The 14,184-nt window shown below is 70.8% G+C and carries 11 protein-coding genes; 9 read left to right on the top strand and 2 right to left on the bottom strand.

The genetic code is table 11. The features are described 5' to 3' along the window. Positions 1-15: 15 nt before the first annotated feature. From ettA to metH, 9 genes are all read left to right on the top strand, one after another. Entirely contained in the window at positions 16-1,677 is a 1,662-nt protein-coding gene (gene ettA, locus PHZ_RS14725; protein WP_012523204.1) for an energy-dependent translational throttle protein EttA, read from the top strand. Positions 1,678-1,741: 64 nt separating this feature from the next. Continuing rightward, complete coding sequence (locus tag PHZ_RS21825) at positions 1,742-3,160, top strand: calcium-binding protein (RefSeq protein WP_012523203.1); 1,419 nt, start codon at positions 1,742-1,744, stop codon at positions 3,158-3,160. A 73-nt stretch (positions 3,161-3,233) separates the two neighbouring features. After that, entirely contained in the window at positions 3,234-4,583 is a 1,350-nt protein-coding gene (locus tag PHZ_RS21820; RefSeq protein WP_012523202.1) for a calcium-binding protein, read from the top strand. A gap of 72 nt (positions 4,584-4,655) precedes the next feature. Next, positions 4,656-5,267, top strand: a complete 612-nt coding sequence (locus PHZ_RS14710; RefSeq protein WP_012523201.1) for a type 1 glutamine amidotransferase domain-containing protein — start codon at positions 4,656-4,658, stop codon at positions 5,265-5,267. Between the two features lie 55 nt (positions 5,268-5,322). Further along, positions 5,323-6,267 carry a 2-hydroxyacid dehydrogenase gene (locus PHZ_RS14705; RefSeq protein ID WP_041373578.1) on the top strand — a complete coding sequence of 315 codons (945 nt, stop codon included), beginning with the start codon at positions 5,323-5,325 and terminating at the stop codon, positions 6,265-6,267. 33 nt (positions 6,268-6,300) lie between these two features. Next, positions 6,301-7,272, top strand: coding sequence for an ArsR/SmtB family transcription factor (locus PHZ_RS14700; protein ID WP_012523199.1), 972 nt, complete (start codon positions 6,301-6,303; stop codon positions 7,270-7,272). Further along, positions 7,269-8,201: a methylenetetrahydrofolate reductase [NAD(P)H] gene (gene metF, locus PHZ_RS14695; protein WP_012523198.1), complete on the top strand. Its 933-nt coding sequence runs from the start codon at positions 7,269-7,271 to the stop codon at positions 8,199-8,201. Before PHZ_RS14700 ends, metF begins: the two co-directional genes overlap by 4 nt. Further along, the gene (locus PHZ_RS14690; RefSeq protein ID WP_012523197.1) at positions 8,198-9,259 is read left to right on the top strand and encodes a homocysteine S-methyltransferase family protein; all 1,062 of its coding nucleotides are present in this window, start codon (positions 8,198-8,200) and stop codon (positions 9,257-9,259) included. Before metF ends, PHZ_RS14690 begins: the two co-directional genes overlap by 4 nt. Before the next feature lie 3 nt (positions 9,260-9,262). Continuing rightward, complete coding sequence (gene metH / locus PHZ_RS14685; protein ID WP_086004016.1) at positions 9,263-11,923, top strand: methionine synthase; 2,661 nt, start codon at positions 9,263-9,265, stop codon at positions 11,921-11,923. Here the strand turns inward: metH and PHZ_RS14680 are convergent. Together PHZ_RS14680 and PHZ_RS14675 are read right to left on the bottom strand one after the other, a co-directional pair. Then, on the bottom strand, positions 11,904-12,617 hold the full coding sequence (locus tag PHZ_RS14680) for a response regulator transcription factor (RefSeq protein WP_012523195.1): 714 nt from the start codon (positions 12,615-12,617) through the stop codon (positions 11,904-11,906). The genes metH and PHZ_RS14680 overlap by 20 nt on opposite strands. After that, positions 12,614-14,071 carry a DUF4118 domain-containing protein gene (locus tag PHZ_RS14675; RefSeq protein ID WP_012523194.1) on the bottom strand — a complete coding sequence of 486 codons (1,458 nt, stop codon included), beginning with the start codon at positions 14,069-14,071 and terminating at the stop codon, positions 12,614-12,616. The genes PHZ_RS14680 and PHZ_RS14675 overlap by 4 nt, the downstream gene beginning before the upstream one ends. Positions 14,072-14,184: the final 113 nt, after the last annotated feature.

Here is a 14,184-nt window from a genome sequence, read left to right as displayed (position 1 = left end):
CGAGCGGCACGCCCCATGGCGCAGCAGTACATTTTCCAGATGCAGGGCCTGACCAAGGCCTATCCCGGCGGCAAGAAGGTCTTCGAGAACATCTGGCTGTCCTTCTACCCCGACGCCAAGATCGGCGTCGTGGGCGTGAACGGCTCGGGCAAGTCCACCCTGCTGAAGATCATGGCCGGGCTCGACAAGGAGTTCTCGGGCGAGGCCTTCGCGGCCGACGGCGTCAAGCGCGGCTACCTCGAGCAGGAGCCGCAGCTGGACGAGAAGCTGGACGTCTGGGGCAACGTCATCGCCTGGTGCGAGGAAAAGCGCGTCTTCGACAAGTACAACGAGGTCGCGGCCAGGCTGGGCGAGGACTACTCCGACGAGCTGATGGAGGAGATGACCGCCCTCCAGGAGCAGCTCGACGCCGGCGACCTGTGGGACATCGATTCCCGCATCGAGATGGCGATGGACGCCCTGCGCTGCCCGCCCAACGACTGGCCGGTGGACAAGCTGTCGGGCGGCGAGAAGCGCCGCGTCGCCCTGGCGCGCCTGCTGCTGTCGAAGCCCGACATGCTGCTGCTGGACGAGCCCACCAACCACCTCGACGCCGAGAGCGTCGCCTGGCTGCAGCACCACCTGGAGAACTTCCCGGGCTGCGTGATCCTGGTCACCCACGACCGCTACTTCCTGGACCAGGTGACGAAGTGGACGCTCGAGCTGGACCGGGGCAAGGGCATCCCCTACGAGGGCAACTACTCGTCCTGGCTGGAGCAGAAGGCCAAGCGCGTCGCCCAGGAGGAGCGCGAGGAGGCCGGCCGCAAGCGCACCATCGAGCGCGAGCTGGAATGGGTGCGCTCCTCGCCCTCGGCCCGCCGCAGCAAGTCCAAGGCGCGCCTGGCGGCCTTCGACGAACTGGTCAACCAGGCCGAGCGCCAGAAGCAGACCTTCGCCCAGATCCAGATCCCGCCGGGCCCGCGCCTGGGCAGCGTGGTGATCGAGGCCGACGGGCTGGAGAAGGCCTACGGCGACAAGCTGCTGTTCAAGGACCTGTCGTTCAAGCTGCCGCCCGGCGGCATCGTGGGCGTGATCGGCCCGAACGGCGCCGGCAAGTCGACGCTGTTCAAGATCATCACGGGCCAGGAGACGCCGGACGCCGGTTCGATCCGCATCGGCGAGACGGTGAAGCTGTCCTACGTCGACCAGAGCCGCGACGCGCTCGATCCCAACAAGACCGTCTGGGAGGAGATCTCCGGCGGCCTCGACGTGATGAAGGTGGCCAACACCGAGGTCCCCAGCCGCGCCTACGTCGGCACGTTCAACTTCAAGGGCGGCGACCAGCAGAAGAAGGTCGGCCTGCTCTCGGGCGGCGAGCGCAACCGCGTGCACCTGGCCAAGACCCTGGCCTCGGGCGGCAACGTCATCCTGCTCGACGAGCCGACCAACGACCTCGACGTCGAGACCCTGGCCGCCCTCGAAAGCGCCCTGGAGGACTTCCCGGGCTGCGCCGTGGTCATCAGCCACGACCGCTTCTTCCTGGACCGCCTGGCGACCCACATCCTGGCCTTTGAGGGCGACAGCCACGTCGAGTGGTTCGAGGGCAACTTCGAGTCCTACGAAGAGGACAAGAAGCGCCGCCTGGGCGCCGACAGCCTGATCCCCCACCGGATCAAGTTCCAGAAGTTCGCCCGGTAGAGCTGGTCGCCGAACGGCTGAGCTTGTAGCCTCTGCAACTTAAGATGTTGTTGGGGCGGGCGCTGTGGCTTGGCTTTTCGGAACGGCGGGCGCCGACACGATATCGGGCGGCGCAGAGGACGATCTGATCGTCGGCCATGGCGGCGCCGACCTGCTGCGCGGCGGCGCAGGGAATGACAACATCGATCTCTTCGAGTCACCTGCGAACGGTGCGTTCGTCGATGGCGAAGACGGCGACGACAACATCGTCGCCACCGGGACCGGAACGCTCAACGGCGGCGCCGGCGATGACTCCATCGAGATCGATCAGGGCCAGTTCACCGTCGACGGCGGCGCCGGCGACGATTCGATCTACATCATGGGGCCGTCGCAGGCCCTGGTGACGCTGGGGAGCGGGAAGGACGTTGTCCTGCCGTCGTACGGTGAACGCGTCCCGTCGGTCGTGACCGACTTCCAGGTCGGAGACCAGGGCGACAGCATTCTCGTCCGCGGGACCCAGGCCCGCCCCTGGGACGGAGCCTCCAACCCCTTCGCGCTGGGCTTCTTCCGCGTGGTCCAGCGCGGGGCGGACGCGGTCTTGCAGTGGGACGCGGACGGAGCCGCAGGCGGGCAGGCGAACTGGCGTGATGTCCTGGTGCTCCAGAACGTCCAGGCGAGCCAGCTCACGGCCGCCAACCTGAACGGCTGGCCCGCTGACGGGGCCCCGCCCGCCGGCGGGCAGTACGCGGGCAGCGAGGGGGCGGATCGCTACACCGGCGGCAAGGGGTCGGATCTGATCGCCGGCTGGGGCGGCGCCGACACCCTCGCGGGCAACGACGGTCACGACACCCTGTACGGCGGCGGCGGCGGGGACAGCCTGCACGGCCAGTACGGCGACGATCACCTCTACGGCGAGGCCGGCGACGACGTCATCTACGACCCCTTCGGCTCGAACTTCATCCGGGGCGGCGAGGGCGACGACTACATCGACGTCAGCGGCAATGGGAACCTGGGTTCGCCGTTCAACGACCTGCACGGCAACTGGGGTCAGGACACCATCATCGGCGGACGGGGCGGCGACTGGGTCGTGGGCGGCCAGGGCGACGACATGCTCTGGGGCGGATCACAGGGCGACGCCGTCTACGGGAACCTCGGGAACGACACCTGCTACGGCGACGACGGGATCGACTGGGTCCGGGGCGGCCAGGGGAACGACAGCCTCGAAGGCTGGTACGGCGACGACTACATGGCCGGGGACCGCGGGAACGACACGATCTCGGGCGGGCTTGGGGCGGACCTCTTCCACACGTTCTCGGGGGCGGGCCTGGACCGGGTGCTGGACTTCAACGCCGCCGAGGGCGACCGGGTGAACGTCCTGGCGGGGACCAGCTACACCCTTCGCCAGGAGGGCGCCGACACGATCGTCGACATGGGCGGCGACGACCGGGTGGTGCTGGTGGGCGTGCAGCTTTCGAGCCTGCCGCCAGGATGGATCTTCAGCTGACGGGCCCAAGGGTGGTCACTTAACGGTGAAGCTTGTAGGTCTCTCGACCACAGCTTTCGGGGGAGAGGTCGGGATGCCGGTTCTCAACGGCGGGGTGGGCGCCGACACGCTGGTCGGCGGCGACGGCAACGACACGCTATTCGGCATGGGCGGCGCCGACAGGCTCGTCGGCGGCGGCGGCGACGACCGTCTGGACGCGGGGTCTGGTCAGGCGACTCTGCTCGGCGGCGACGGCCGCGACACGATCCAGGGACAGCGCGGCGACTACATCATCGACGCCGGCCCCGGAAACGACATCGTCGAGCTGGGCCTCTGGCCTGCGGCCGCCGTGACCCTGGGGCCCGGCGCGGATACCCTGTCGCTCAACATCGACCCCGAGTGGCGAGGGGTGACGGTCAGCGACTTCCAGACCGGGGACGGGGGCGACCGCGTCCATGTCGCGCTTCCATCGGATCCGACCTGGGACGGCGTGACCAATCCCTTCGCCCGGGGCCGCCTGCAGCTGATTCAGGACGGGGCCGACGTGCTGCTGCGGTACGACGGGACGGGCGGCGCGGCCTTCGGCGTCATCGACGTCGCGCGGTTCCAGAACCTCCAGGTGGGCCAGTTCACCGCGGCGAACATGTCCGGCTGGCCGCCGGACGGCTCGCCCCCTCCCGGCGTGTCGGTCTCGGGCGGGGCGGGGAACGAGGAACTCGTCGGCTCGGTGGGCCCCGACCAGGTCGCGGGCGGCGGCGGATCGGACACCCTGATCGGCTATGAAGGCCACGACACCCTGACGGGCGAAGGCGGTTCGGACATCGTCACCGGCGGCGGGGGCGACGATCAGTTGTTCGGCGGCGACGGCGACGACTTCCTGCAAGACAACCGGGGGTCCAACTTCATCCGCGGCGGCGATGGTCACGACCGCATCGACGCAAGCAATTTCGGAAGCGACTTCAACGATCTCCACGGCAACTGGGGGAACGACACCGTCCTCGGCGGGCGCGGCGGCGACTGGGTGGTGGGCGGCCAGGGGAACGACGAACTCAAGGGCGGCGATGGCGCGGACGCCGTGCTGGGCAACCTCGGGCATGACGACCTGGACGGCGGGGCCGGGAACGACGTCGTCCGCGGCGGCCAGGGGGACGACGTCGTGCGCGGCGGCGACGGCGACGACTACCTGGCGGGGGACCGGGGAAACGACACCCTCTACGGCGGCGCGGGGGCGGACCTGTTCCACACCTTCGCCGGTGCGGGAATCGACCGGATCCGGGACTTCAACGCCGCCGAGGGCGACCGGCTGAACGTCCTGGCGGGCACGACCTACACCCTGCGCCAGCAGGACGCCGACGTCATCGTCGAGATGGGCGACGGCGACCAGGTGATCGTCACCGGCGTCGAACTCTCCGCCCTCCCGCCCGGCTGGATCTTCGTGAGCTAGGCCCTCGGAACGCGGGTCCTCCTGGCGGGTTGTTGGGGCGACACCCGACAATCCAGAGAAGGAGGCCTCACCATGGCTGACGGACGTCTGCAAGGACGCAAGGTGGCGGTGCTCGCCACCGACGGCTTCGAACAGGTCGAGCTGACCAAGCCGGTCGAGGCGCTGAAGGAAGCCGGCGCGGAAGTGCATATCGTCGCGCCCAAGGGCGGCGAGATCCAGGGCTTCAACCACCACGACAAGGGCGACAAGGTCCGGGTCGACCGCGAGCTGTCGCAGGCCAGCGCCCAGGACTACGACGGCCTCGTGCTGCCCGGCGGGGTGATCAACCCCGACCAGCTGCGGCTGGAGGAGAAGGCCATCGACTTCATCCGCCACTTCGTGCGCGAGGAGAAGCCGATCGCGGCGATCTGCCATGGGCCGTGGACGCTGATCGACGCGGGCGCCGTCGACGGGCGGAAGATGACGTCGTGGCCGTCGCTGAAGACCGACCTGCGCAACGCCGGCGCCGAGTGGGTCGACCAGGAGGTGGTGACCGATGCCGGCCTCGTCACCTCGCGCAATCCCGACGACCTGCCGGCGTTCTGCGCCAAGATGGTCGAGGAGTTCGCCGAGGGCCGGCACGCCGGCCGCACGGGCCGCGGCGCCGAGGCCGGCGGGCGGGACGAGACCCGGCCCACGGTCTAGCGCCGCCCTCGGGCTCGCGGCTATTAGGGGGCTCCCGACGTGTCCGGAGCCCCCGATGTCCGAGCCCCCGATGCCCGCGCGCCTCGTGATGATCTCGCACGAGATGCTGGAGCCGGTGCGGCGGCCGCTGGAGGCCGCCGGCTTCCAGGTGGCGCCCGGCCACGCGCCCTCGGACGAGACCCGCGAGGCGATCCGGGTGATCGTCCACGCCGGGGAGGTCCCGCTGACCCCGGAGCTGCTGGAGCGCCTGCCGAACCTGGGGCTGATCGCCTGCGTCAGCGTCGGCTACGACGGGATCGACGTGGGCTGGTGCCGCAAGCGCGGGATCGAGGTCACCCACGCCAAGGGGCTGAACGCCGACGACGTGGCCGACCACGCCATCGGCCTGATCCTGGCGTCCTGGCGCAACATCGTCGCGGGCGACCAGGTGGTGCGGGCGGGCGGCTGGCGGGGCGACGACCGCCTTCGCCCGCGGCCGGGCCTGAAGGGCCGCAAGCTGGGGATCATGGGTCTGGGCGCCATCGGCGAGGCGGTCGCCCGCCGGGCCGAGGCGTTCGGGATGGAGGTCGCCTGGTGGGGCCCGAACCCGAAGCCCGCCGCCTGGCCCCGCGCCGACAGCCTGCTGGCCCTGGCGCGCGAGAGCGACATCCTGGTGGTGGCCTGCCGCGCCGACGCCTCGAACCGCGGCGCGGTGTCGGGGACGATCATCGAGGCCGTCGGGCCCAGGGGCCTGATCGTCAACGTGGCCCGCGGCTCGATCATCGACGAGGACGCGCTGATCGCGGCGCTGAAGGACGGCCGGCTGGGCCGCGCCGCCCTGGACGTGTTCGCCGAGGAACCGACGCCCGCCTCGCGCTGGGCCGACGTGCCCAACACCGTGCTGACTCCGCACACCGCCGGCGGCACCGTCGATTCCATCCCGCGCATGGTCGCCCAGGCGCTGGAGAACGTGCGGCTGTTCCTGGCCGGAGAGCCGGTCGCGAGCCCTGTCGCCGCTTGACTTAAAGACATAAAGATATCTTTATGTGCCGCCATGAAGCTCTCGGCGGCCCAGGTTGTGGATGTGCTCCGCGCGGCAGGCGAGCCGACGCGCCTGCGCATCCTGGCCCTGCTGGCGCACGAGGAGCTGGCGGTGCTGGAGCTGTGCCGCGTCCTCGACCAGAGCCAGCCGCGGGTCTCGCGCCATCTGAAGCTGCTGGCCGAGGCCGGCCTCGTCGAGCGGTTCCCCGACGGGGCCTGGGTCTTCTACCGGCTGGTGGAGGCGGGGCACGCCGGCGAGCTGGCGGCGGAGGTGCTGCGCCGGATCGACCCCGCCGACGCCGTCCTGCAGCGTGACGCCGAGCGGCTGCTGGCCGTGCAGGCCGAACGCGCCGCCGAGGCCGACGCCTACTTCGCCCGCAACGCCGCCCGCTGGGACGAGATCCGCTCGCTGTACGTGGCCGAGGCGGCCGTCGAGGCGGCGATCCTGAAGGCGGCCGGGCCGGGACCGTTCAAGCGCCTGGTGGACCTGGGCTCGGGCACCGGCCGGATGCTGACCCTGCTGGGGCCGCGCGCCGAGCAGGCGTTGGGTCTGGACCTGTCGCAGCACATGCTGAACATCGCCCGCAGCCATGTCGCCGAGGCGGGGCTGGAGCGCTGCGAGCTGCGCCACGGCGACATCTTCGGCACCCGCCTGCCCGACGGCAGCGCCGACCTCGTCGTCGTCCATCAGGTGCTGCACTACCTGGGCGACCCGGCCGCGGCGGTGAAGGAGGCGGCGCGGATCACCGGCGAGGGCGGCCGGCTGCTGATCGTCGACTTCGCCCCGCACACCCTCGAGTTCCTGCGCGAGCAGCACCAGCATCGCCGCCTGGGCTTCTCGGACGCCGAGATCGGCCGCTGGCTGGCGGACGCCGGGCTTGGACAGGTGGAAGCCCAGGCGCTGCCGCCGTCGCGCGAGCAGGGACTGACCGTGAAGATCTGGACGGCCGAGCGCGCCAGCGCCCGGCAGAGGAGCGCCGCATGAGCCCGACCGAAACCGCGCTTGGACCCGTGGCCCGCGCCGGCGTCGGCGGCGCGCCGCGCCCGCAGGTCTCGTTCGAATTCTCGCCGCCGAAGACCCCCGAGGCCGAAGAGAACCTGTGGGCCGCGATCCGGCGGCTGGAGCCCCTGAACCCCTCGTTCGTGTCGGTGACCTACGGCGCCGGCGGCTCGACCCGCGACCGCACGCACCGGACCGTGCTGCGCATGCTGGCCGAGACGCGCCTGAAGCCGGCCGCGCACCTGACCTGCGTCGAAGCCTCACGCGAGGAGGTGGACGAGGTCATCCGCGACTACTGGGCCTCGGGCATACGACACATCGTCGCCCTGCGCGGCGACCCGCCCGGCCAGATGGGCGGGGTCTATACGCCGCGCGAGGACGGCTACCGCAACGCCACCGAACTGACCGCCGGCATCCGCGCGATCGCCCCGTTCGAGGTGAGCGTCGGCCTCTATCCGCATGTCCATCCGGAAAGCCCGTCGATCGACCACGACATCGACGTGCTGAAGGCCAAGATCGACGCCGGGGCGACCCGAGCGATCACCCAGTTCTTCTTCGACGTGGACGGCTTCCTGCGGTTCATGGACCGGGTGCGGAAGGCGGGGGTCACGATCCCGATCTCGCCGGGGATCATGCCGGTGACCAACTACGCGGGCCTGAAGAAGATGGCCGGGCCCATCGGCATCGAGCTGCCGGCCTGGCTGGGCAACCTGTTCGAGGGCCTGGACAAGGACCCCGAGACGCGCCGCCTGATCGCCGCCTCGGTGGCGTCCGAGATGTGCGCCAGGCTCGCCGAGGAGGGCTTCGGCGACTTCCACTTCTACACCCTGAACCGCGCCGACCTGACCTATGCGATCTGCCGGATCCTGGGCGTGCGCGAGACCGATCAACGCTCGAAGGAGGCCGCGGCATGACGAGGGCCGAACGCATCGCGGCGCTGAAGGCCGCCGCCAGGGCCCGCATCCTGATCCTCGACGGCTCGTGGGGCGTGATGATCCAGAAGCGCGGCCTGGCCGAGGCCGACTACCGGGGCGAGCGCTTCAAGGACGCGCCGGGCGAGCTGCGCGGGAACAACGACCTGCTGTGCCTGACCCGCCCCGACATCATCGCCGAGCTGCATGACGCCTACTATGCGGCGGGCGCCGACATCTCCGAGACCAACACCTTCTCGGCGACGTCCATCGCCCAGGCCGAATACGGGCTGCAGGCCGCGGTGCGGGACATCAACCTGGAGGGCGCGCGGATCGCCCGGGCCTGCGCCGACCGCTGGACCGAGAAGGAGCCGGGCAAGCCCCGGTTCGTGGCGGGCTCGATCGGGCCGCTGCCGGTGATGCTGTCGATGAGCTCGGACGTGAACGATCCCGGCGCGCGGAAGGTCACCTTCGAGCAGGTCTACGAGGCCTATGCGGAACAGGTGCGGGCGCTGCACGACGGCGGTGTCGACATGTTCCTGATCGAGACGATCACCGACACCCTCAACTGCAAGGCGGCGATCAAGGCGATCCTCGATCTTGAGGACGAGGGCTACGAGCCCCTGCCGATCTGGATTTCGGGCACCATCACCGACCGCTCCGGCCGGACGCTGTCGGGCCAGACGGTGGAGGCGTTCTGGAACTCGGTGCGCCACGCCAAGCCGTTCGCGGTCGGCCTGAACTGCGCCCTCGGCGCCGAGCTGATGCGCCCGCATATCGCCGAGCTGGCGCGGATCGCCGACACCCTGGTCAGCGCCTATCCGAACGCGGGCCTGCCCAACGCCATGGGCGAGTACGACGAGCAGCCGCACGAGACCGGCCACATGCTGCACGACTGGGCCAAGGACGGCCTGGTCAACATCCTGGGCGGCTGCTGCGGGACGACGCCCGAGCACATCAAGCATGTCGCCGACGAGGTCCGGGGCGTGAAGCCGCGGCCGGTCCCCGAGCGTCCCACGGCCATGCGCCTGGCCGGCCTAGAGCCCTTCGAGCTCGCCTGAGTCATCCGAGTTTCAATGAGACCGATCTTCGTCAACGTCGGTGAGCGGACCAACGTCACCGGCTCCGCCAAATTCCGCAAGCTGATCGCTGAGGGGAACTACCCCGAGGCGCTCTCGGTGGCGCGCCAGCAGGTGGAGGCCGGCGCCCAGGTCATCGACGTCAACATGGACGAGGGGCTGCTCGACAGCGTCGCGGCCATGCGGACCTTCCTCAACCTGGTGGCGGCCGAGCCCGACATCGCCCGGGTGCCGGTGATGGTCGATTCCTCCAAGTGGGAGGTGATCGAGGCCGGGCTGCAGTGCGTGCAGGGCAAGGCGATCGTCAATTCGATCAGCCTGAAGGAAGGCGAGGCCAAGTTCATCGAGCAGGCCAAGGCCTGCCTGCGCTATGGCGCCGCCGTGGTGGTGATGGCGTTCGACGAGGTCGGCCAGGCCGACACCGCCGACCGCAAGGTCGAGATCTGCAAGCGGGCCTACCGCATCCTGACCGAGCAGGTGGGCTTTCCGCCCGAGGACATCATCTTCGACCCCAACATCTTCGCCGTCGCGACCGGGATCGAGGAGCACGACAACTACGCGGTGGACTTCATCGAGGCGACGCGCCGGATCAAGGCCGAGTGCCCGCACGCGCGGGTCTCGGGCGGGGTCTCGAACGTCAGTTTCTCGTTCCGCGGCAACGAGCCGGTGCGGCGGGCGATCCACTCGGTGTTCCTGTACCACGCCATCGCGGCGGGCATGGACATGGGCATCGTCAACGCCGGCGACCTGCCGGTCTACGACGACATCGAGCCCGAGCTGCGCGAGGCCGTCGAGGACGTGATCCTCAACCGCAAGCGCGCCGACGGGCGCAATCCGACGGAGGTGCTGGTCGAGCTGGCGCCCAAGCACAAGGGCGGCAAGGGCGAGGCCAAGGGGCCCGACCTGAGCTGGCGCGAGCAGCCGGTCGAGGCGCGCCTGACCTACGCCCTGGTCCACGGGAACAGCGAGTTCATCGAGCAGGACACCGAGGAGGCGCGGCTCAAGGCCGAACGGCCGCTGCACGTCATCGAAGGCCCGCTGATGGACGGGATGAACGTGGTCGGCGACCTGTTCGGGGCCGGGAAGATGTTCCTGCCCCAGGTCGTGAAGTCGGCCCGGGTGATGAAGCAGGCGGTGAACTACCTGCTGCCGTTCATGGAGGCCGAGAAGGAAGGCAAGCCGCGCGAGAGCGCCGGCAAGATCCTGATGGCGACCGTCAAGGGCGACGTACACGACATCGGCAAGAACATCGTGGGCGTGGTCCTGCAGTGCAACAACTACGAGGTCGTGGACCTGGGCGTCATGGTTCCGGCCGACCGGATCCTGGACGAGGCCGAGGCGTGCGGGGCCGACATCGTCGGCCTCTCGGGCCTGATCACGCCCAGCCTGGACGAGATGGCCTTCGTCGCCAGCGAGATGGAGCGGCGCGGCTTCAAGATCCCGCTGCTGATCGGCGGCGCCACGACGTCCAAGACCCACACCGCGGTCAAGATCGCGCCGCGCTATCCGGCCGGCTCGACCACCTATGTGCTGGACGCCAGCCGGGCGGTGGGCGTGGTCTCGAACCTGCTCTCGCCCACCGAGAAGGAGCGGTTCCTGGCCGCCACCGCCGCCGACTACGAGAAGGTGCGCGCGCAGTTCGCGCGGGGACAGACCAACCGCGCCCGGGCGACGCTGAAGGAGGCGCGCGACAACGCCTTCACCCCCGACTGGACCGCCTACGACCCGCCGGCGCCGTCGTTCCTCGGGACCCGGACCTTCGCGCGCTACGACCTGAACGAGCTGCGCCGGCACATCGACTGGACGCCGTTCTTCGCGAGCTGGGAGCTGGTCGGCCGCTTCCCCGACATCCTCACCGACGACGTTGTCGGCAAGGCCGCCACGGACCTGTTCGAGGACGCCCAGCGGATGCTGGACAGGATCATCCAGGAGGGGCTGCTGGAGGCCCGCGGCGTTGTGGGCTTCTGGCCGGCCAACGCCGACGGCGACGACATCGTCCTCTACGCGGACGAGAGCCGACAGACCGAGCTCGCCCGGCTGCACAGCCTGCGCCAGCAGATGATCAAGTCCGGGGACGGGGCGAACGTGGCCCTGGCCGACTTCGTGGCGCCGGTCGGGACCAAGCCCGACTGGGTGGGCGGCTTCGCGGTCACCGCAGGCCACGGCGAGCTGGAGCTGGCCGCCGAGTTCCGGGCCAAGGGCGACGACTATTCGGCGATCCTGTCCACGGCCCTGGCCGACCGCCTGGCCGAGGCCTTCGCCGAGGCGCTCCACCGCAAGGTCCGCACCGAGCTGTGGGGCTATGCGGCCGACGAGGTCTTCGACATCGACGCGCTGATCGCCGAGCAGTACCGCGGCATCCGCCCGGCCCCCGGGTATCCGGCCCAGCCGGACCACACCGAGAAGACGACGCTGTTCAAGCTGCTGGACGCCACGGCGGCGGCGGGCATCGAGCTGACCGAAGGCCTGGCCATGACGCCGCCGGCCGCCGTCTCGGGTCTCTACTTCGGCCATCCCGAGGCGCACTACTTCGGGGTGGGCCGGATCGAGCGCGACCAGGTCGAGGACTACGCCCGCCGCAAAGGTTGGGACGTGCGGACCGCCGAGCGCTGGCTGGCGCCGATCCTCAACTACGAGCCGGCGTAGCGGGATCGTCCTCGGCCGCCAGGCGGTAGCCGAGGCCCGGTTCCGTCATCAGCAGCCGCGGGGCCGAGGGTTCGGCCTCGAGCTTCTGGCGAAGCTGCGCCACGAGGACGCGGACGAACTGGGCGTCCACCTGGGCCCCCGCGCCCCAGACGGCGGCGATGACCTGGCGATGGGTGACCGGCCGGCCGGCGTGCCGCGCCAGGATCCGCAGCAGGTCGTATTCGCGCGGCGTCAGGCGCACCTCCTCGCCCTGGACGGTCACGCGGCGGCGGGCGAAGTCGATGGCGAGATCGCCGCTGCGGAACATGGCCTGGGACGCGAAGCGCCGCTCGCGGCCGCGCAGGCTGGCCCGCAGGCGCGCCAGCAGCTCGCCCACGCCCACCGGCTTGTTCACGAAGTCGTCCGCGCCCGCGTCCAGCGCGGCGATCTTCTCGCTCTCCAGGTCGCGGGCCGACAGCACGAGGATCGGCGCCTCGGACCATTCGCGGATGCGCGCGATGACCTCCTTGCCGTCCATGTCGGGCAGGCCGAGGTCGAGGATGATGGCGTCGCAGGGCTCGGCCGCCAGGCAGGTCAGGGCCGCCTCGCCGGTCCCGGCCACCTCCACGGCGTAGCCCGCCGCCTGCAGGGCGGGCAGCAGGGCCCGGACGATCTGGGGCTCGTCGTCGACGAGGAGCAGCCGTCCGGAACTCATGCCGCGGACTCCAGGCTGAGACTGACCACCAGGCCGCCCGCGGCGGGATCGTTGCGGGCCTCGATCGCCCCGTCCATCGCCTCCATCAGCCCGCGGGCGATGGAAAGGCCAAGGCCGGTCCCCGGCGTCTGCCGCGCGCCGCCCGCCCGGTAGAACCGGTCGAAGATCCGCTCGAGGTCGGCTTCGCCCACGCCCGGCCCGCGGTCGCAGACGTCCACGACGATCCGGTCGTCCTCCAGCCGCATGCTCACCAAGACCAGCGTGTCCTCGGGGGTGTGGCGCAGCGCGTTCTCCACCACGTTGCCGAGCGCCTGCTCGAACAGGATGGGATCGCCAAGGCCCTCGGGCAGCCGCGGCGTAATCGAGGTCAGGGTGAACCGGCGGTGCGCGCGGTCGCGCCGCTCGACCGTGCGGCGGACCACCTCGGGCACGTTGAAGGGCGCCTTCTGGATCGCCAGCGCCCCGGCCTGCAGCCGCGTCATGCTGAGGAGATTGGCGACCACCGCGTCGAGCCGCTCGGTCTCTTCCTGGATGGTGGCCGCGAGGTCGCGGCGGACCCCGGGATCGAAGCTGTCGCCGAACTCCCGCAGGCTGGTCGCCGAGGCGAGGATCGCGGCCAGCGGCGTGCGCAGGTCGTGCGAGATGGACGAGAGCAGGGCGTTGCGCAGGTCCTCGGTGCGCGCGCGCGCCTCGGCCTCGGCCTTGCCGGCCGCGAGTCGGGCCCGGGCGATGGCGGCCGCCCCGGCGTCGCACATGAGCTCGAGCAGGTCGTGTTCGTCCCGGCTGAGCCGTCGGTCCGGCGGAGCGCGCCAGCCGGCGGTCCCGAGGGCCTGGCCCTCCACCTCCAGCCGCCGGAGCGTCCAGCCGCCGGCCGGCTCCGCGGCGCCGGGAAGGCCGCCTGGGATATCCTCGCGCCGGAGCCCGGCCGGGGCCATCTGCAGGCGCCCGGCGTCCCGCACGAACCCCTCGCCCCCGGCGGTGGCGGCGAGGTGCTCGGCCAGGCGCTGGCGGATGAGGCCCTCGTCGGACGAGGCCGAGAACTCCCGGGTGGCGTCGAACAGGGCGGTGGTGGCCCGGGCGCGGGCCTCGGCCCTGGCGGCCTCGTCCCGGACCCGGCCGGTGAGGTTGCCGGTCAGCATGGCCACGGCCAGGAACACGAGCAGCGTCAGCAGCTCCTCCGGCGTGGTGAGCTCGATCGTGAACCGAGGCTCCACCAGGTAGAAGTTGTAGACCAGGAAGGCGACGGCGGCGGCGAAGTACGCGGGGCCCGAGCCCAGCAGGAAGGCCGCGAGCAGGACCCCCGCCAGGAACACCATCGACAGGCGGGTGGTGGCGGTGAGCCTGTAGAGCGCCTCGGCGACGGCGGTGGAGGCGGCCACGAGCGCGAGCGCCGCTCCATAGCGCGAGAGCTGGTCCCGCCATTCGCGCCGCACCCGGCCCATGCTTCGCTGCATCTCCCTGTCCGGGCCGTACCGGCCGCGCCCGGACTAAAGCCCCCGAACCGCGGCCGCGGTCAATTATGGCCGCCTTATGGGCCGCCGGCCGGGCCGTTCCTTATAAACTTCTT

It is taken from the genome of Phenylobacterium zucineum HLK1 (genome assembly GCF_000017265.1).
Taxonomy (GTDB): domain Bacteria; phylum Pseudomonadota; class Alphaproteobacteria; order Caulobacterales; family Caulobacteraceae; genus Phenylobacterium; species Phenylobacterium zucineum.
The sequence above is the reverse complement of the archived record's forward strand: the minus strand, read 5'-3'. Positions and strand labels throughout refer to the sequence as shown.

What these genes read in the sequence shown, in the direction of transcription:
- ettA (WP_012523204.1), top strand. Translation starts at nt 16, where the DNA reads ATGGCGCAGCAGTACATTTTCCAGATGCAGGGCCTGACCAAGGCCTAT.
- PHZ_RS21820 (WP_012523202.1), top strand. Translation starts at nt 3,234, where the DNA reads ATGCCGGTTCTCAACGGCGGGGTGGGCGCCGACACGCTGGTCGGCGGC.
- PHZ_RS14710 (WP_012523201.1), top strand. Translation starts at nt 4,656, where the DNA reads ATGGCTGACGGACGTCTGCAAGGACGCAAGGTGGCGGTGCTCGCCACC.
- PHZ_RS14705 (WP_041373578.1), top strand. Translation starts at nt 5,323, where the DNA reads ATGTCCGAGCCCCCGATGCCCGCGCGCCTCGTGATGATCTCGCACGAG.
- PHZ_RS14700 (WP_012523199.1), top strand. Translation starts at nt 6,301, where the DNA reads ATGAAGCTCTCGGCGGCCCAGGTTGTGGATGTGCTCCGCGCGGCAGGC.
- metF (WP_012523198.1), top strand. Translation starts at nt 7,269, where the DNA reads ATGAGCCCGACCGAAACCGCGCTTGGACCCGTGGCCCGCGCCGGCGTC.
- PHZ_RS14690 (WP_012523197.1), top strand. Translation starts at nt 8,198, where the DNA reads ATGACGAGGGCCGAACGCATCGCGGCGCTGAAGGCCGCCGCCAGGGCC.
- PHZ_RS14680 (WP_012523195.1), bottom strand. Translation starts at nt 12,617, where the DNA reads ATGAGTTCCGGACGGCTGCTCCTCGTCGACGACGAGCCCCAGATCGTC.
- PHZ_RS14675 (WP_012523194.1), bottom strand. Translation starts at nt 14,071, where the DNA reads ATGCAGCGAAGCATGGGCCGGGTGCGGCGCGAATGGCGGGACCAGCTC.